This window comes from Gimesia algae (assembly GCF_007746795.1).
Lineage (GTDB): Bacteria > Planctomycetota > Planctomycetia > Planctomycetales > Planctomycetaceae > Gimesia > Gimesia algae.
Map to the genome: position 1 here is coordinate 6,135,146 of NZ_CP036343.1, position 17,804 is coordinate 6,152,949.

Genomic DNA, 17,804 nt, shown 5'->3' on the forward strand with positions numbered 1-17,804 from the left:
AAACCGGTCGAAGAGAACAGGCGGGTGGAACCCGGTCCATTCTTCCACTCATCCCGGGTCGGATGTAAAACTATTCCGATTATCCGGGTACAAGCGGTTATTCTGATCTTTCGGAATAATCGCATTGTGAAGTTGAGACGAAATATGCTAATCGTAGGGGTGCTGAGAAAACCCAGCAGGTAAGAAGTGAAATCGCGCTATACTCAACAAATCGCAAGTACTTACATTTCATACCTTTAAAACATTCCCGAACAATCAACAGAGAGGCGGGACCCGGAAGAATCTGATTAAAAAATTAATCAATATTTTTGGGTCGAAAAGCAGGGTCACCAGCGATGAATGCATGAAACATTGATCACTACCGTTAGTAACGATTCGCTGGACCATAGAACACAGGTCATATGGGTAATTTACGATAGAAGATAGGGATTACTCAAACCAGATTGTGTCGGCTTCCCATTTTCCATTGACGGGGATCAGTGTCGTCAGTGTTCGACCATTTTTCATCTTGATTTTTGCCTGGAGAGTCCCGTCGATTTCCTGGATTTCAATATCATGGACGAGTTCCTCCGGTGTGGCTGATTCAGCTTGTGCTTTCGCTTGATTGAGTGATTCTTTTGTGATCAACTTTCTGACACGCTCCGTAAAATAAGGCTGCATGGAGGCCACATCTCCCTCACGAATATACTGCAATTGCTTCTCGATAATCTCCCTCGATTTCAGTTTCAGCTGATCTACCAGTTCCTGTTTCTGAGCGACCGTCAGTTTCGCTGTTTCGGGATGAGCCAGAATCAGCTCCGCTGCCTTCAGCTTGTTGATCCATTGCTCACGATCAGCTGCTTTGAGAGGCAGTTTTCGTGTGACATATCCCAGGCGATGCAGATCCCGCCCGCCGCGCACCATTCTGTTGATCTCATGCTGTGCGGGTGTTTTGTCACTTTTGGCAACCCGCCATTCATACAGAATATCATTCTCACCGTCCTCAATGACATTCCACTCTTCCAGTTCATACGACTTTTCAACCAGGGTCTTCATACGGTTCATCATTTCCCTGGCAGAGAGCTGCTCGCCGAGTTTGAACAGACGTTGTGTGGAGAACAGTTGCTGATACTTCTGGACTGTTTCTTCGGGAAGCACGAATTCGGTCAGCGCGCTGGTTGAATTCATCATGCGATAGCCTTCCCGCCAGGGAGCCCCCAGATGAAATTTCATCGACTTGATGGCGGACATATATTTCGCTGACAATCCCCGTGTATCTATCACGGCATACAGACTCGCATTACGAAAGTTGAGCCACATGAATCCGTAAATTAACTGGGTTTCACCTTTATTCTCCCGCTGACTGTCAGGTTTCCCCAGGAATTTGAGCACTTCAACCTCTGGCGTCCCGACATTCAGGATCCCTTTACGATCGAAAAAACTCCAGAATTTATAGAAATCCTGAGCTGCCCGTTTATTTTCGGTGTCCAACTGGACCGCTTTGCGGATCTCAATCCAGCTTTTACTGGCCTGGGAACCTTCCAGATATGCAACACTCAGCAGATAATGTAACATGCTGTTTTCAGGCTGTAATTCAACTGATTTTTCGAATTCAGTGATTGCACCTTTCCAGTCTTTCTGCTTGAGCAGTGCCTGTCCCTGTTGCGCATGAGCCAATGCTTCTTTTCGTTTTTCCAGCGTCTCGGCAGACGGAGTTTCCGGCTTCACTGTGGGCTTCGCGTCTTGAGACAGACAGACTTCGGAGTGCAGAAACGGGACGATCAGTATCGCCAGCGAAAGGTTGAGGCAGCAGGCAGACAGGTTCCATTTCATCGCGGAGGAATTCCTTCAAGTACGACGCAAGACTGGCCTTGAGTCTCTCTGTTTGAGAGAACAGGCTGAGTTTATTATTCCGACTTTGTTTCCGGTTTCCTGTTCGGCCCTGTCAGTAATTGTAGCTCAAGCCGCCCGGTATGCCACATATAATTCGGGCCAAACCCGGCAGCCGGGCCCCAGTCATTCTCAACTGACTTTTTGAGAAATTTCCGCGCCTGTTCCTGGTGTCCCTGCAGCGATTCATTTAAGCCGATATAGAGATACGCATAAAAATAGCGTTTGCTGCGTTCCTGTGCATCAATCTTTGCGGACTCAATATTTTTTACAACGGTTTCCGGAGCCGTCTTGCCTTGAAACATCCGATACAGATCGGGAAAAGGTTCACGATCGTCCTTTTCATACTTGAGGAGTCCCTGCTGCGCTGCAGCGGCACCTTTAGCCTTGTACTGTGAAAAGAACCGCCAGATGCCATTTTCACGATCGACGTTATCAAATGAATGATAGTTTTCGAACTGTTTCGCCGCTTCTGTATACTGTTTCGCATAATAACAGGCAATCCCCCGTCTCCAGTGAGCGGCGGAGATCGAAGGGTTCAGCTCGACCATTTTGTTGTAATCAGCGACTGCTGCCTTGAAATCTCCATTAAAGAAGTAGGCATCACCGCGGCGGGAATAGAGGGCTGTCTCTCCAGGCGTCGATTCGATTTGCTCAGACAGTTGCTTGATCGTCTGTTTCAATTTGAGCTGCAACCGGGCTGTTTCCTCATCTGCTTTAGGATTGACCAGCGGTTCTTCCCCCTGAATTATCCCTATCGCACAAACCAGGCAGACGAAGGAACAGAGCCTCAATCGCAAAATCCAGTATCGCATCAATGCATCCATTCCCGGGAAAAGTAAACTATGGCTGAACGATTCCGGCGAACCGGTCCTGTTTATATACTGTCATACTTGCAAACAGCTTAAAAGTGTGAAACAGACCAAAAAGAATAGAAAATTCTCTCCCTGATCGACTTGGCTTACGGGAAAAATTCCCTATAATGGCCAGAGAAAGCTGCAAGTGATGCTATCCACTGAGCTTATCAATGAAATATCAGACGCTAAGTATTGCCTGATAGTGTAACGGTAGCACGAGTGACTCTGACTCACTTAGTCTAGGTTCGAATCCTAGTCGGGCAACTTGAAACGTCCTGAACCAGTTCTGGTTCAGGACGTTTTTTATTTCCATAAATGGGACACAGCACAAGTTTACTGGAATGTGCCCCTGTGCCTGGTCTGAACGGCTTGTCCGACGGTGCCGAATGGGTGTGGGGAGTGTGGTTCCGAGTGGTATGTGGCAGCTGTGACCTCCTGCTCGCTGCGCTCGGCCCGAATTGCATTCGGGATTACCCATTTACTTCTTTCGTGCCTTTTCGTGTTGTTCGAGGTAGAAAATTCAACTTTGCTGGTTTCATCGGTATCCATAGAAGGGCGAAACCAATTCGCACATCGCCAGGTGGGCGGACATGTGGGTACCGCTACTACAGGAGGGCAGGTTGGTGACCTGAAACTTAATTGTATGCCTGCCCTGGCAGTTTCCTGTTGTCTGCGACAACCCCGAATTGCATTGGGGCTATCCGATTCTTTCTCGAAAATTAGCCGTACGGCATTAGCCGCGGTTTTTTGCGAACTGGGAAAAAAAACGAGGCTCATCTGGGGTGATCTATGATGAATATCGATGACACCTTTTTGATCCTTCTTTTTGAGCATTCAGTGGTTCGGGATTTTCATCTGCGGGGCTTGGGAACCGATCTTTATAATTTGATGTGATCCAGGTTCGAACACCACCAGGCAGGCGGATACATGTGTCGCGTCTCTACACCAGGGCAGGTTGATAACGTGAAACTTGATGGGGTGATTTCCCTGACAGTTTCCTGTTGTCTGTGACAACTCCAGATTACATCCGGGGCTATCCGTTGATTCAGGAGATTAATTTTTCTACCACGAAAAGAACGAAATCACACGAACATTTCATGCACCCTTACAGAATAAGGATTGAATGAGAGTGAGTGACTGTTTCGATAAATTATTCACTTATCAGTTTTGTGAGAAAGCTGATTCCAGGATCAGTTTAGTTTCATTATTCGCAGGAAAATCTTATGCAGGGGCATGAGGGCGTCAAGGGGGGATGAACAGAATCGGGTGGCGATGTTTGTTGATCCGGGTACGATGCTGGTGTGAGCAGTGGCGGTTCAGTGATGAAAGACTGCGAAGTGCGGCGACCCGCAGGCATACATTCGGAACAGGAGCGATTATGAGAACTGATTATCTGGAAAAAACAGGCTGTTTTATGGTGAAGATCAGGAACAACTGTCGCGTGTTTCAGTGCACTGTAAACTGGGCACGCGCGCGACACAATTCAGCGTTTATCGCTGTTGGCGCGGCGGCGTCAAGTCGAAAATGATCAGGGTGTCAGCGAATGATTCACCAGTCGAATGGGCAACATCAGTTTCAGGCTGTTTCGAGTGGCTGTTGTTCACATAAATCCAGCAGATAATTGACAATCCCTGTTTGATCGCTGATGATAAACCATACAATCTTGTTTTATCAGTTTCATCTGGTTCCTGTAGTGAAGAGTCTCATCCATGCATCGATTTCTGCTCGCGCTTAGTCTTGTTCTTCTCTCGTACCTCTGTCATAGCCATGATGTGCAGGCCGCAGACCAGCGGCCCAATATTCTATGGATCATCGCCGAAGACATGGGACCCGAGCTGGGCTGTTATGGAACTCCCGAAGTCAAAACGCCGACGTTGGATCGTCTGGCAAAAAACGGGATGCAGTTCCAGAACGCATTCACGGTGACTCCTGTCTGTTCTACCAGTCGCTCCTCATTTATGACGGGCATGTATGCGATGTCGATCGACGCACAGAATCATCGCTCGCATCGTGAGGGAACGAATCCGCTGCCTGAAGGCGTGCGGGTCATCACCGACTGGTTCCGTCCTGCCGGCTATACGACGGCAAACATTAAAAATCTGACGGACGATAAAAAGCTGGCAAAGTTTTACAAGGGGACTGGTAAGACCGACTGGAACTTCACGTACCCCAAAGGCAAACAGCCCTTTGATCTCAAGGACTGGGACGAATTAAAGCAGCATCAACCGTTCTATGCACAAATCAATTTTTCGGAAACGCATCGAGGCGGAGCCTGGAATACGTCTCACGAACACATCGGCTATCAGGCGGACCCTGCCAAAGTTGAGATTCCGCCTTACTATCCCGATCATGCCGTCACCCGCGGCGTGTGGGCACAATATCTGAATGCGGTGATGGCGGTGGATAAGAAAGTCGCCTTCATCATGGATTTATTGAAGCGGGACAAGCTCGACAAGAATACAATTGTGGTTTTCCTGGGCGATCATGGCCGGGCCATGCCGCGCGGCAAACAGTGGCCTTACGACAGCGGCTTGCATATTCCTCTCATCATTTACTGGCCCGAAGGAAATTCTGCACTACCAGTTCCCGCACATTACCAGCGGGGTCAAAAAAGTGAGCAGCTCATTTCTTCCATCGATTTGAGTGCCACCTCTTTAGCGGTCGCCGGCATCACCAAGCCTGAAAAAATGCAGGGCCAGGTCTTCCTGGGCGCACAGGCAGAGCCACCACGCGAATGCCTGTTTGGCGGACGCGATCGAGGCGATGAAACGGTGTTTAACATTCGCACGGTGCGAGACAAGCAATATCGCTACCTGCGAAACAAGTATCCCGAACGGCCGTTCCTGCAGATCAATCGTTACAAGGAAAAGTCGTATCCGATTATCGGACTCTTACGAGATCTGCAGAGCAGAGGAGAACTGATCGGGCCGCCTCTCAAACTGATGGCGGAGACTCGACCGGAAGAAGAGTTGTATGATTTAACGCTGGATCCCTGGGAGACGAATAACCTGGTAGATTCTCCGGCACATCAGGAGACGAAGCAAAGAATGGCATCTGCTTTGAATACCTGGATGGAAGAAATCGATGACCAAGGCCGCATTCCGGAAGATCCTTCCATTCCCGAATACTGGGACGAACGGGCAATTCGCGTCTATTCAGACAATCTCAAGAACCGCCCCAAAGACTGGTTTCTCAGAGATGCGGCTCTGGGGCCTTATAAAGTTGAAAGTAAGAAAGACGATTAAGCCGTATATAGTGAATAGACAAAACCATTCGTGTGTTTACAGCAAATCTTCCCACTGTCTTGCACCATGTAGGATGCGAAGTACCTGAATTCCATTTTCGACAGGTTCATAGAAAATAAGATAGTTGCCGATGGGAAAACAGCGAAGGTCCTTACGATATTGATCCTGCTTTGCTCCCATCCCCGGATGAGTGGCCAGTTGCTGGAGTAAATCATTGATTCGCAAGATCAATCAACAGCTGCTTTATCGTGCGTGGCAATATAATCCCAGATGCTTAAGACATCCTCATTTGCCTGTCTGGTACGAAGAATGCGCGGCATTACTCAGACTTTGCAGCGTGACGGAGGTGCGCTTCTTTGAGAATGGATTCCACATCCCATTCTGCAACCTCACCCGCATCCGCTTCGTCAAAGCCGATCTGCAATTCCCGACGTAACTCGGCGTCCACCCATTGCCTGAAATTTTCCTGAGGGATTAAAAGATAGGTCTTTTGCGTCTGATCATCCTCAATTTTGAGAGGCCGATCCGGCTGCTGGTTCAAAGCCTGTCGCATTTCTTCAGTAATTTCAGGAGCCATTTATGCGTCTCATGCTAAAAGCAGAACCAATTATTAAAGTTTATGGACCCAGAATACCCGTCCATTCCCGTTCTCTATCAATTATATCACCGGGCATCTCTATAAGCTATAAAGATCTTTTTCCTGCTGAATTTGAAACGAATTCAGAAAGCATGCGAAATGATCGTGAAAAAAAAACCTCAACCGGCATGATACGCTGGCTGAGGTTTTTGTTTTTCAAGCATCTGACTGCAAACGCGACTTACGCGTAGGTCAGATAACCTTTTGATTCGAGGTAAGCGACGACTTCGTCAGCGAGTTCGTCGATGCCTTTGGCGTCGGAATCCAGAACCAGTTCTGGTTTTTCTGGTGCTTCATAAGGAGCATCGATTCCGGTGAACCCTTTGATTTCGCCAGCGCGGGCTTTTTTGTAGAGCCCTTTAGGATCGCGTTCTTCACAGGTTTCCAGAGAGGCCTGTACCAGAACTTCGATGAACTCGCCTTCACCCATGATTTCCCGAACCTGATCACGGTCTTCGAGATAAGGGGAAATGAAAGCGGTCATGACCAGAATGCCGGCGTCGGTATACAGTTTGGAAACTTCACCGATGCGGCGGATGTTCTCGGTACGGTCTTCGGGAGAGAAGCCCAGGTTCTTGTTCAATCCCATTCGGATGTTGTCGCCATCCAGAACAAACGTATGCTTGCCCATTTCGAACAGTTTGTGATCGACGGTATTAGCGATCGTACTTTTGCCGGATCCACTGAGACCGGTAAACCACAGGACAGCGCCTTTGTGTCCATTTTGTTTGCAGCGTTCTTCTTTAGTTACACGGTGATCATGCCAGGTCACGTTAGTGGCTTTTTGCTCGGCCATCGAGGAATTTCTCCTTGCTCATTAAAAAATATCTGTGGAAACGAAATCTATCTTTAAGCCGGAACAGAGGCAGATTCATGCGCCTCAGTGGCTGTTCGGATTCAAATCTCCGTGGGGATACCGGGGCGTTCCAGGGAATGCACTCGGGTTCCAGCAGTGAAAATTGCGCTGGAATCGGGTATCTTGAATGCGTATTTGCACGATCCTAGAGAAACTGCACTCTTGATGGAAGCCCACTGATTGGGATTTTCTATGAACATTCTCGTTCCGGGCTACTGGAACTACGGTTTTTTAGCTGTTAGAGTACGCGCAAGGGATATTTTGCGGGAAGAAATCATTCACCGTTTGGTGAGGACCTGCCTGTGTTTTGATTCCGCGCTAGTGATGGATCATATACTTAAACTGTTAATAGCATACACATTACGCACTAAACCATCGAATTCAGAAAAACAGGAACCATGTCCGACAAGGTCTTAAAACTCGGTATTCCCGCGGGAAGTTTACAGGAATCGACGGCTGAACTCTTCAAACGAGCCGGCTATGTCATCAAATTTTCATCCCGTTCCTACTACCCGACGATTGATGATGACGAAATCGAGTGCCTGCTGATCCGGGCGCAGGAGATGGCCCGCTACGTCGATCAGGGAATCCTGGATGCAGGGATTACCGGTTACGACTGGATCCTGGAAACCAATGCCGACGTTCAGGAAATCTGCGAACTACAGTTCTCCAAAGTCAGCCGCCGTCCGGTCCGCTGGGTACTCTGTGTGCCTGAAGATTCACCCATCCAGTCGGTCAAAGACCTTGAGGGTAAACGCATTGCCACCGAAGTCGTCGGCATGACAGAACGCTACCTGGAAAAGCATGGCGTGAAAGCCAATGTGGAATTTTCCTGGGGTGCGACAGAAGTCAAACCTCCCAAGCTGGCTGATGCGATTGTCGAGGTGACCGAAACCGGTTCTTCACTGCGGGCCAACAACCTGCGGATCGTGGAAGAGTTGATGCAGAGCACAACCCGGTTCATCGCCAACAAACAGGCATACGAAGATCCCTGGAAGCGCGAGAAGCTTGAGAACATCGCGATGATGCTGGAATCCTGCCTGGCTGCAGAAGGTAAAGTCTGCGTGATGATGAACGTGGTTCGCACCGATCTGGAGAAAGTTCTGAATCTGCTGCCGGCATTGCAGAAGCCGACGGTTTCTTCACTCTCCGATCCGGACTGGGTCGCTATCAGCACGATCATGGAAGAATCGGTAGTCCGTACGATTGTTCCCAAACTGAAAGCAGCGGGCGCATGTGGCATTGTGGAATATCAGATTTCCAAAATCATCGACTGACGTTCGCACGTTGAGACAGTCAACCGTCCGCTTGCTACGCTGGATTGAAATAGATGAAGATCAGTGTCTTAAAACTCGGAGGCAGCCTGTTCGATCTTCCTGATCTGAAAAACAGGCTCTCTGAGTTTCTGAGACAGCTGAAGAATAGCAAACCTCTGCTGATTTGTGGTGGTGGCAGCACCGCCGATCTGGTACGCCACTGGGATGCCGTTCATCAGTTGGATGCCACCACCGCACACTGGCTGGCGATTGCGGCGATGAAATTGAATGAACGACTGTTGTGCCAGCTACTGCCGAGTGCTTGTGTTGTCTCAAATCAGGAAAATGCAGAACAGGCCTGGCAGCAGAATCAGATTCCCATACTCTGTGCGGAACATTACCTGCAAACGACAACTTCAGAAGATTTCGAACAGTTACCCGCATCCTGGGATGTGACCAGTGATTCCATCGCGGCCTGGGTGACATTAACCTGGCCCGCGGATGAGCTGATCCTGCTGAAGTCAATTGAATTACCCGCCGAGTTTACGGTGGCGTCACTGGCTGCTGTGGGAGCCGTCGATGCTTACCTGCCTGTGCTCGCAGATCAACTGCCTGCTTTACGCTGGTACAATCTGCGAACAGATCAATTGCCGGTCGCTGCCACCACCGTGATCAGAGGCAGCAGTTTCCAGAGTACAAACGCGACCGGACCGGCATAAAGCGGGCTATCCAGCAGATCGAGCAGACCGCCAAATCCGGGCAGTAGTTCCGCGGAGTCTTTTTTCCCGACATCCCGTTTGATCAACGATTCACACAGATCCCCGACCAGTCCCACCAGACCGATGATGGCTCCAAACAGGATCGCCCACAGCCAGCTGCTGCCAGTCCAGAGTGAATTAAACAAAGCAGGCGTAAATTGAAACCAGAGCAGCGATCCGATCGCGGCTCCGAAAATGGCACCGAATCCACCTACCCAGGTCTTCCCCGGACTGAGTCGCGGCACCAGTTTTTTCTTCCCCCACAATCGACCAAAAGTATAACCGCCAATGTCTCCCATTTTAGCGCTGATGATTAATGAACCTAATGCCAGGTAACCGGTCTCTGGTCCTGCCACCCAGCGTAGTTCCGCCAGTATCGCCAGAAGAAAGCCCAAATAGGAAACAGAGAGTATTTCCGCCCCCATGTTTTCCATACTCTGTCCCGGCTCCTGAAAGCGGATCGCCCCTTTCAGAAAGATTAACAGAATTGAGATGGAAAAGCCGACCGACATCAGCGCCAGCGAGCTCTCTTGTGCGCTGCCTGCATCGGAATCACTGAAATAAGGCAACCAGGCCAGCGTGCAGATCAACAATGAAAGCAGACTGACGATGGCATATCCGGGCTGCAGATTGCGCACCGTCAACAGGCGCGTTAATTCCCAACAACCTCGAAAGACAATCAGGCAACACAAACCATACAGATAGGGAGCAGAAGTCCCCGCGCGTTGATCCAGATAAAACAGACCGAACAGGAGTGGAATCAGGATCACTGAAACGAGTAACCGCCAGCCCAGCATGCTGCGTTTATCCTTTCAAACCACCAAAGCGGCGGTCACGGGAGGCAAAGTCACGCAGGGCCTGCCAGTAATCAGCAACTTTGAAGTCTGGCCAGTATGTTTGGGTCACCCATAACTCGGCATAGCTGATCTGCCATAATAGAAAATTGCTGACCCGCATTTCTCCCGCAGTACGAATGACGAGATCGGGGTCGGGCATACCAGCGGTATAAAGATGTGCTGAGATCACTTCTTCATTAATCTCTTCCTGTTTCAGGTTTCCCTCTTCCACATCGGCGACAATTGATTTGACGGCGTCCACAATTTCCGATCGACTGCCATAGTTCAACGCCAGACAGAGCTGCATTCCGGTATTGTCCTGGCTTTCGCGAATCGTTTTATCGACTTCGACCAGTACATCGCGGGGCAGATCACTGCGACGACCGATGGTAGTGAAGCGAATATTCTGACGCATAATCTCTTCACGTTCACCGATAACAAACTTTTTTAACAGCTGCATCAGTAGATTGAGTTCCAGTGCCGGTCGCTTCCAGTTCTCGCTACTGAGGCAATACAGCGTAAGTTGTCCGATTCCCAGACGCGTGGATTCTTCCACGACCGTGCGCACACTGTTTACCCCCTGACGATGCCCCTCAATGCGTGGAAAGCCACGCCGAGAAGCCCAGCGACCATTGCCATCCATGATGATCGCAATATGTCGCGGCAGTTGCTGTGACTCCAGCCCCAGCGACTCCCCATCTTGTTCCGATATGGCGGGCACAATAAGCCTCACAGTGATTGCTAGATAAATGAACGACGTTTCCGGCAGGTGGCAGCTGACTTTACAACCAGTGTTGCCAGAACCAGACGCTGACACACCTATTGTGAGAAATTTCAGCTCCAACGCCAAGGCTGCGCGGCTGGAAAGCACAGCTTCTTAAGAGAAAGAAAGCGAATCTGACATTCAGGATAAACCATCCAGAGAAAGTTCTCTTCAGAAAGTCAGCTGAAGGAGTGGCTCAGCCACTGATTTCGACGGACTCTAATTCTTCAGAGTGGTCCAGGTACACCGTTTCCTCCCAATAGGCAGGTTCCGCTCCCGGTGTCTCAATGGACAGTTTGACGCGATCCTCACACACTTCAAGTACTTTAACAATCGTATGTTCCCCAATGAGGATACTCTCATTCGCACCACGAGAGATAATATGCATTCGCTCGCCTCAAAGATATTTCAGATGTGAATCTGTGAATTGTGAAAAGTTATTGTGAAAGCCATTCTGACGAACTCGAATCAGAAGGACAAGCTGAAAGTAATCAAAAAATGAAACGATTTTTAAGGAGGTTTCTTTTCTACGAATCTCACTTGACAAAATTGATTTCATCATATCTGACAAATGAGTTACGTTTTATTTTCACTCTCACATGACGTATGAGCCTTGTTCCTCTTCCATTTTCCTCGTGTCATTCTGTCGCAGAATTTTTATTCTAACTTTGTGATGAACTTCATTGAAACATCACAAAAAGAATGCTTATTTTTTTCCTTCTGCGCGTTTACGACGAAAGAATTCCTGAAGAATGGCGCGACACTCTTCCTGCATGACACCACTGATGACCGTACTCTGATGATTCAACCGGGCATCGTTGGTAATCTGAAACAGGGAGTGGCAGGCGCCTGCTTTTTCATCTCGGGTACCATAAATCACCAGCGGAATCCGTGATTGAATAATTGCACCCGCGCACATGGGACAGGGCTCAAGAGTCACATATAAAATGCAGTCAGCAAGACGCCAGCTCCCCAGTGATTCTGCAGCCTGCGTGATTGCAATCATTTCCGCATGCGCGGTGGGATCGCTCAACATTTCGCGCTGATTGTGTGCAGCAGCGATGATGCGATCCTGGTAAACAATGACGGCGCCGACAGGGACTTCATCTTCTTCAAATGCGGCGCGCGCTTCATCAAAGGCAAACCGCATCCAGCGCGTATGTAACTGTAACAGGTCACGGTCGCCGGGCGAGATTTCGGAATCATCAGGTCGGTCAATCATCAAGCTACATTTCTAACAGAAAAAGAGAAGGTCCATCCTGCACAACATAATCCAGAATCGCATGGAAATAAAGTCGCTGATGCCAGGTTCCAATCTGAAACCTGCAAACCTCTCCTTCTCTCTGGGGGTTTCTTTTCACGAATCTCGCCTGTGCGTTTGTGATTTAATGGCGTACCGACTTAGAATGTAGCTGAGAACCTTCCCTAATTAATTCCCCCCTGCTCTACAACAAGGTAATGACACATGCGTGGAACTCTGATCTGTATTTCAACACTGCTGGTCCTGGGTTATCTGATTTATTCTGCCGAGAACAGTAAATCGCAAACCAGCCCTGCGTCTGTCGAACCGGCCATGGTAATGACTGTCAGATCTTTTGGCGCGACAGGAGACGGAAAAACGGACGATTCAGCCGCACTCCAACGTGCCGTCGATTCCAAAATCGGTCAGATCACTTTTCCCAAAGGAGTCTACCGGATCACGAAAACCATTAATATCAATCTGGATCAACTGGGCCCGACCTCTCTCAGTTCCGATGGTACGGCCACTATCATCATGGCAGGTGCAGGCCCTGCGTTTCGTTTCATTGGCACACATGAAGGGACTGCCAGTCCACATACAGTCAAAGAAAATGTCTGGCTGAATCAGCGTTCGCCTATGGTGGATGGCCTGGAAATTGTCGGCGATCATCCGGAAGCCTGTGGAGTTGAAGCGACCGGCACGATGCAGATCACTCTTACGCGACTGACCATCCGCCGCACTCTGCACGCAATTCATTTTGTAAAACGCAACCGGAATGTGATTGTTTCCAATTGTCATATTTATGAAAACCGGGGAGCTGGCGTGTATTACGATAAAGTCAGTATTCATCAGTCGAATGTCGTGGGATGTCACATTTCCTATAACGCGGGTGGCGGAGTGGTTGTTAACAAGGGAGATATTCGCAATCTTCAGATTGGCACCTGTGATATCGAAGGAAACATGGGTGACAAAGATTCGAAACCGACGGCGAATGTGCTGATCGATTCCGAAGGAGCGATGGTGGGCGAGATTGCCATCGTGGGTTGCACGATTCAACATGATCATTTCGCCCCGGGCTCTGCTAATATTCGTATTAATGAAAACGCGTACATCCGCCCGCACTCTCCCGAACACCGTGACGGGAATATCACGATCGCCGATAACGTACTATCCGACGTGCAGACCAACATTGAAATTACCAGCGCGCGCGGCGTTACGGTTACCGGGAATACCATGTGGAAAGGTTACACCCATAACATCCGCATACACGACTGCCATAATATTCTGATCTCCAATAACGTACTCGATCGCAGCCCCCGCTATCATTACGCTGACGGCGCTACGGCCCAGGTAGGTATGCTGTTAACCGACTGCGATGGCATCTCTTTAAACGGTAACCTGATTAATGGCACGGGTGATGAAACACCGGCGCTGGAAATTCGTGATTCCCGGCGGATGAATATCACCGCTTGTACGATTCTCGATTATTCCACTATTGGACTCTTGTTGAAAAACGTGTCCGACAGCCGCGTTTCCGATTGCCTGATTCGCACCGATTTGCCGGACAGTGAGGACGCTCAAGCCGTCCAGATCATCGGCGGCAAGGATAATCAAATCGTGAACAACCTTTATAAAAAGTAATCCCGAAAATAGAATCCCGAGTTCACTAGCCGCGCCCCCCTCGTCGCATCAAAATCGGTTGTTCTGTCCGATCTGAATCTGTTTGACTCAGGTCCGGGTGCTGCTATGATAAGTGCCCCGTGAAAGAACTATCAGGCGAGATTTCTACGGGAACTTCACCAGTCATCCATATTTATTTCGTCGCTCGAGGAGTCTGTTTATGTCCAATCTGTCACGCCGCAACTTTCTGAAAAAATCTGTCTATGGCGGGCTGTTCATGGGGCTGAGTGCCAAAAGCTATCGCTCCACTTTTGCTGCAGTCCCTCCCAGCGAACGCGTGCGGGTCGGCATGATTGGTGTCGGCAACCAGGGGGGACCGCGAAATAACATGAAGTACTTCCTCAATAATATTGAAGCACTTTGTGACTTGGATCAGAATTACCTGGCGGAAGCAGATTCCTATCTCAAGAAAAATGCCAACAAGTCGGCAATGTTGACCGACGACTATCGCAGACTACTCGATTCCAAAGACCTCGATGCCGTCGTTGTGACAGTCCCCGATCAATGGCACGCCAAGATGACCGTCGAAGCCTGCCGTGCCGGCAAAGATGTCTATTGTGAAAAACCGCTGACACTCGTCGTGGATGAAGGCCCCCTCATGATTGATGAGGCACGGAAACACAAGCGGGTCGTCCAGACAGGCACCATGCAGCGTAGTGGAAAGGAATTCATCCTGGCAACGCAACTGGTCCAGTCCGGTCTGCTCGGCAAGATCCATACCGTGAACGTGACGCTGCCCGGGCCCAACTGGATCGCACGCGCCGGCAAACCGGTTCCCGACAGTGCACCTCCCCAGGGCTTCGACTTTGACCGCTGGCTCGGACCGGCACCAGAACGACCCTACAACAAAAATCGCGTGCACTACCTGTTCCGTTTCTTCTGGGATTACAGCGGCGGTCAGCAGACTAACTTTGGTGCCCACCATCTGGACATCGCACAATGGGGACTCGGCATGGACGAAAGCGGCCCTGTCAGCGCGGAAGGTTCGGCGACCTTTAATCCCGATGGCTGGTACGAAACACCCGACTCAACCAATATTAAATACACGTATGACAACGGCGTCGTGCTGAATTGTCGACAGGTTCCCGGCATCGCGAGTAAAAAACAGGGAACGGAGTTCGTCGGTGAAAAGGGCAGCCTGTTCGTCTATCGCGGTGGCATCATCGCTAATCCGCCTGAGCTGTTGAAATCAGTCGAAGTACCCAAGATTGTGAACCGTGATGCGAACATCGCGCACGTCGACAATTTCATTGAGTGTATCAAGACCCGCAAGAAACCGGTTGCCGACATCAGCATCGGACACCGCTCCGCAACGGTTTGCCACCTCGGTAATATTGCCGTGCGGACGGGTAAGAAAATTCAATGGAATCCGCAACAGCAAACCATCGTCGGTGATGCGGATGCCGCCAAATGGCTCTCCAAAGAATATCGCAAACCTTACGAACTGGCGTAAGCCATTTTTTTCAAAGTTCACCAGGCTGTTCCCTGCATCAAAGCCTGGCGACTTTTTCAGGTAATTAATTCGGTTCTCTCGGAATCCATAATGACATGACGAGGCAGCCAACAATCATATCTTGCAGTTGCCACATATTGATTGCACTTACCGCATCTTAGATTGGGGCCATCACAGCCATCCAGGTCACAGCAACCATTAATACGAGACGATTCTTCGGTGACTGTCATCGACAGGATATCCTTTGAATTGATAGCCCAGTTGTCACCGGACCAGTCTTCCACTTTATTTGTGATTCCTTCCGGTAATAAGTCTTCGCCATCTGCCTCACAATAATCGACCTGAGTGTCGATCAGATCCTTTGTGAGACTATTTTTACAAGATCTACAAATGAACTTCATGATTTGCCAGATTATTTAGAATTACAGGATGACGTGTCGAGATTGATCTCGTTCCTCACGTTGCGAAAATGGTCCCACGCAGGACTTATTACCAATATGATACATGAAGCACCGCCAGGTTCAGTATCCTTGATTGCAGAACCTGCATCTAGACAAGAAATTTCACTTCACCCCGATTTTCTTAACTATCTTCAGTAGCGACCTGATTTTGATTCTGCTTACAATGAGGGAAACGTTCCTCCTGTTTCCCCACCTGATCAAAATCGAGTTTTCCCATGAAGATGCGCTTCCTGCTTTGTCATGCTGTCACGCTTTGTGTCCTGATTCTTACCGCAACAAACCTCCAGGCGGCAGAGACGCCTCAAGTCAAAGTCGGTTTCGCCGAACGCGATATCACGCCCGAGATCGGCATGGAACAGCCGGGCGGTTACGGGAAATCGTTTCATCGTTCGTTTCACGATCCCTGCAAAACACGGGCAGCGGTTTTTGATAACGGAAAGAACGTCGTCGCAGTAGTCAGTCTGGATGCCCTGTTTATCCGTCGTGTGACCGTAGATGAAATTCGTAAACGTGTAGAGGCAAAATGCAAGATTCCGGCACACTCGATCCTGCTGCATGCGACGCATTCGCACTCTTCAGGGCCGATGGGCATGATCCTGCCCGGCGAATATGATCACGCTTCGAAATTCGTACAGGAACTGGCCTACGAAAAATCATCGACTGCAGACAAAGCGTATCTGGAAACGGTCGTCGACCAGAGTGTGGAAGCGATCTGTGAAGCCTATCAGAAACGAAGTTCCTCTGAATGTGGTGCGGGAGTGGGGATTGAGGAACAGGTGGCCTTCAACCGACGATTCTTCATGCGGAACGGCATCACGTATACACATCCACGCCCCGGCAATCCGGATATCGTCAAACCGGCCGGCCCCGTTGATCCCGAAGTCGGTGTGATCGGCGTCTGGGATGAACAGGGGCAACTCAAAGGCTGCCTGGTCAACTTCGTCTGTCATGCCACGACCAACCCGGGCGGTATCTCGGCGAATTACATTTATTATGTCGAACAGGTGATTCGTGGTTTCTTTGGAAAAGATACGGTCGTGGTTTTCCTGGCGGGGGCATCGGGAGACGTAACACAGGTCGATAATCTCTCGAAATTTCAACGTCGCCCCAGTGAAGAATCATCGCGCTTTGTCGGAGGTCGCGTAGGAGCGGAAGCAGTTAAGGTTCTGCTCTCGATGCCGCGTGGTAACTTTGAAACCATCGCCAGCAAAACGAAAATGCTGAAAATCCCCCGCCGTAAACCCAGTAAAGAACATCTGGAAGAAGCGCTGGAACAGGTGAAAGCCGGACCGGGCAAAGCGGGAGCCACCAACTGGATCTTCGCGAAAGAGACCGTGTTGCTGGATGCCCGGCTGGAAAAAGAGCCTGTGGCTGACGTCGAGGTACAAGCAGTCCAACTGGGACCGGTGATCCTGTTAACCGACCCTGCGGAATTCTTCTGTCAGCTCGGCCTGGATATCAAAGCCGGCAGTCCGTTCCCAATCACGTTCCCGGTCTCACTGGCAAACGGTTGTGTCGGATATGTGCCTACCAAAGAAGCCTTCGACAAAAACGGCGGCGGATACGAAACCCGGCTCTCCAGTTACAGTAACCTCGAAATCACCGCCGGCCCGCAGATGGTCGACGCAGCGGTCGAACTTTCCAAACAACTTACTCCCGACAAACTGGCTGAGCGGCCTGCCGCTCCCGCGTTCAACAACAATCCCTGGGAATACGGGAACCTGCCGCCACAGGTGGATTGAAGGCTGCTTTGCTTTCGATGCTGCGAATTCAAATTCTGTGTGAATAGAAAGAGCTTAACATGCCACGTTTTCTGGGACTTATTTTGGGGATCATCGCCGGAGCCGTTTTAAGATCGCAGTGATTATCCCCAGCATGAAGGGAGGCGGTCAG

General features: G+C 49.8%; 16 protein-coding genes and 1 tRNA gene. 7 read left to right on the top strand and 10 right to left on the bottom strand.

Annotation, left to right across the window (positions count from 1 at the left end; translation table 11 throughout):
• Positions 1-429 precede the first annotated feature (429 nt).
• Positions 430-1,812: a tetratricopeptide repeat protein gene (locus tag Pan161_RS22865; RefSeq protein WP_145231067.1), complete on the bottom strand. Its 1,383-nt coding sequence runs from the start codon at positions 1,810-1,812 to the stop codon at positions 430-432.
• A 74-nt stretch (positions 1,813-1,886) separates the two neighbouring features.
• Positions 1,887-2,684, bottom strand: coding sequence for a tetratricopeptide repeat protein (locus tag Pan161_RS22870; protein ID WP_232103431.1), 798 nt, complete (start codon positions 2,682-2,684; stop codon positions 1,887-1,889).
• Between the two features lie 235 nt (positions 2,685-2,919).
• Between Pan161_RS22870 and Pan161_RS22875 the strand changes: the two genes are divergently transcribed.
• Positions 2,920-2,990: transfer RNA gene (locus Pan161_RS22875), tRNA-Gln, on the top strand.
• Between the two features lie 1,445 nt (positions 2,991-4,435).
• A complete protein-coding gene (locus Pan161_RS22880; protein WP_145231068.1) occupies positions 4,436-5,971 on the top strand; it encodes a sulfatase family protein in 1,536 nt (511 codons plus the stop codon).
• Between the two features lie 36 nt (positions 5,972-6,007).
• Here Pan161_RS22880 and Pan161_RS22885 read toward each other — a convergent pair whose 3' ends face one another.
• The 3 genes from Pan161_RS22885 to cysC all read right to left on the bottom strand — a co-directional run bounded on the left by Pan161_RS22885 (position 6,008) and on the right by cysC (position 7,404).
• Positions 6,008-6,202, bottom strand: coding sequence for a type II toxin-antitoxin system RelE/ParE family toxin (locus Pan161_RS22885; RefSeq protein WP_145231069.1), 195 nt, complete (start codon positions 6,200-6,202; stop codon positions 6,008-6,010).
• A gap of 88 nt (positions 6,203-6,290) precedes the next feature.
• Positions 6,291-6,548, bottom strand: coding sequence for a hypothetical protein (locus Pan161_RS22890; RefSeq protein WP_145231070.1), 258 nt, complete (start codon positions 6,546-6,548; stop codon positions 6,291-6,293).
• A gap of 241 nt (positions 6,549-6,789) precedes the next feature.
• Positions 6,790-7,404: an adenylyl-sulfate kinase gene (gene cysC, locus Pan161_RS22895; protein WP_145231071.1), complete on the bottom strand. Its 615-nt coding sequence runs from the start codon at positions 7,402-7,404 to the stop codon at positions 6,790-6,792.
• A 458-nt stretch (positions 7,405-7,862) separates the two neighbouring features.
• On the opposite strand from cysC, the gene hisG reads away from it, so the two are divergent.
• A complete protein-coding gene (gene hisG / locus Pan161_RS22900; protein ID WP_145231072.1) occupies positions 7,863-8,741 on the top strand; it encodes an ATP phosphoribosyltransferase in 879 nt (292 codons plus the stop codon).
• A gap of 53 nt (positions 8,742-8,794) precedes the next feature.
• On the top strand, positions 8,795-9,439 hold the full coding sequence (locus tag Pan161_RS22905) for an amino acid kinase family protein (RefSeq protein WP_145231073.1): 645 nt from the start codon (positions 8,795-8,797) through the stop codon (positions 9,437-9,439).
• Here Pan161_RS22905 and Pan161_RS22910 read toward each other — a convergent pair.
• The 4 genes from Pan161_RS22910 to tadA all read right to left on the bottom strand — a co-directional run bounded on the left by Pan161_RS22910 (position 9,364) and on the right by tadA (position 12,299).
• The gene (locus Pan161_RS22910; protein WP_145231074.1) at positions 9,364-10,275 is read right to left on the bottom strand and encodes a phosphatidate cytidylyltransferase; all 912 of its coding nucleotides are present in this window, start codon (positions 10,273-10,275) and stop codon (positions 9,364-9,366) included. The genes Pan161_RS22905 and Pan161_RS22910 overlap by 76 nt on opposite strands.
• Positions 10,276-10,282: 7 nt before the next feature.
• Positions 10,283-11,035 carry an isoprenyl transferase gene (locus tag Pan161_RS22915; protein WP_145231075.1) on the bottom strand — a complete coding sequence of 251 codons (753 nt, stop codon included), beginning with the start codon at positions 11,033-11,035 and terminating at the stop codon, positions 10,283-10,285.
• 238 nt (positions 11,036-11,273) lie between these two features.
• A complete protein-coding gene (locus tag Pan161_RS22920; RefSeq protein ID WP_145231076.1) occupies positions 11,274-11,465 on the bottom strand; it encodes a carbon storage regulator in 192 nt (63 codons plus the stop codon).
• Positions 11,466-11,783: 318 nt separating this feature from the next.
• Entirely contained in the window at positions 11,784-12,299 is a 516-nt protein-coding gene (gene tadA, locus Pan161_RS22925) for a tRNA adenosine(34) deaminase TadA (RefSeq protein ID WP_145231077.1), read from the bottom strand.
• 243 nt (positions 12,300-12,542) lie between these two features.
• Here tadA and Pan161_RS22930 point away from each other — a divergent pair, with 243 nt between their 5' ends.
• A complete protein-coding gene (locus tag Pan161_RS22930; protein WP_145231078.1) occupies positions 12,543-13,958 on the top strand; it encodes a right-handed parallel beta-helix repeat-containing protein in 1,416 nt (471 codons plus the stop codon).
• Between the two features lie 199 nt (positions 13,959-14,157).
• The gene (locus tag Pan161_RS22935; RefSeq protein ID WP_145231079.1) at positions 14,158-15,450 is read left to right on the top strand and encodes a Gfo/Idh/MocA family protein; all 1,293 of its coding nucleotides are present in this window, start codon (positions 14,158-14,160) and stop codon (positions 15,448-15,450) included.
• 56 nt (positions 15,451-15,506) lie between these two features.
• Here Pan161_RS22935 and Pan161_RS22940 read toward each other — a convergent pair whose 3' ends face one another.
• Positions 15,507-15,851: a hypothetical protein gene (locus Pan161_RS22940; protein WP_145231080.1), complete on the bottom strand. Its 345-nt coding sequence runs from the start codon at positions 15,849-15,851 to the stop codon at positions 15,507-15,509.
• A 275-nt stretch (positions 15,852-16,126) separates the two neighbouring features.
• On the opposite strand from Pan161_RS22940, the gene Pan161_RS22945 reads away from it, so the two are divergent.
• Positions 16,127-17,653, top strand: coding sequence for a hypothetical protein (locus tag Pan161_RS22945; protein ID WP_145231081.1), 1,527 nt, complete (start codon positions 16,127-16,129; stop codon positions 17,651-17,653).
• Positions 17,654-17,804 lie beyond the last annotated feature (151 nt).

Excerpts from the sequence above, each read along its gene's own strand:
- Pan161_RS22865 (WP_145231067.1), bottom strand. The coding sequence starts at position 1,812 with ATGAAATGGAACCTGTCTGCCTGCTGCCTCAACCTTTCGCTGGCGATA.
- Pan161_RS22870 (WP_232103431.1), bottom strand. The coding sequence starts at position 2,684 with ATGCGATACTGGATTTTGCGATTGAGGCTCTGTTCCTTCGTCTGCCTG.
- Pan161_RS22880 (WP_145231068.1), top strand. The coding sequence starts at position 4,436 with ATGCATCGATTTCTGCTCGCGCTTAGTCTTGTTCTTCTCTCGTACCTC.
- Pan161_RS22890 (WP_145231070.1), bottom strand. The coding sequence starts at position 6,548 with ATGGCTCCTGAAATTACTGAAGAAATGCGACAGGCTTTGAACCAGCAG.
- cysC (WP_145231071.1), bottom strand. The coding sequence starts at position 7,404 with ATGGCCGAGCAAAAAGCCACTAACGTGACCTGGCATGATCACCGTGTA.
- hisG (WP_145231072.1), top strand. The coding sequence starts at position 7,863 with ATGTCCGACAAGGTCTTAAAACTCGGTATTCCCGCGGGAAGTTTACAG.
- Pan161_RS22905 (WP_145231073.1), top strand. The coding sequence starts at position 8,795 with ATGAAGATCAGTGTCTTAAAACTCGGAGGCAGCCTGTTCGATCTTCCT.
- Pan161_RS22910 (WP_145231074.1), bottom strand. The coding sequence starts at position 10,275 with ATGCTGGGCTGGCGGTTACTCGTTTCAGTGATCCTGATTCCACTCCTG.
- Pan161_RS22920 (WP_145231076.1), bottom strand. The coding sequence starts at position 11,465 with ATGCATATTATCTCTCGTGGTGCGAATGAGAGTATCCTCATTGGGGAA.
- tadA (WP_145231077.1), bottom strand. The coding sequence starts at position 12,299 with ATGATTGACCGACCTGATGATTCCGAAATCTCGCCCGGCGACCGTGAC.
- Pan161_RS22930 (WP_145231078.1), top strand. The coding sequence starts at position 12,543 with ATGCGTGGAACTCTGATCTGTATTTCAACACTGCTGGTCCTGGGTTAT.
- Pan161_RS22935 (WP_145231079.1), top strand. The coding sequence starts at position 14,158 with ATGTCCAATCTGTCACGCCGCAACTTTCTGAAAAAATCTGTCTATGGC.
- Pan161_RS22940 (WP_145231080.1), bottom strand. The coding sequence starts at position 15,851 with ATGAAGTTCATTTGTAGATCTTGTAAAAATAGTCTCACAAAGGATCTG.
- Pan161_RS22945 (WP_145231081.1), top strand. The coding sequence starts at position 16,127 with ATGAAGATGCGCTTCCTGCTTTGTCATGCTGTCACGCTTTGTGTCCTG.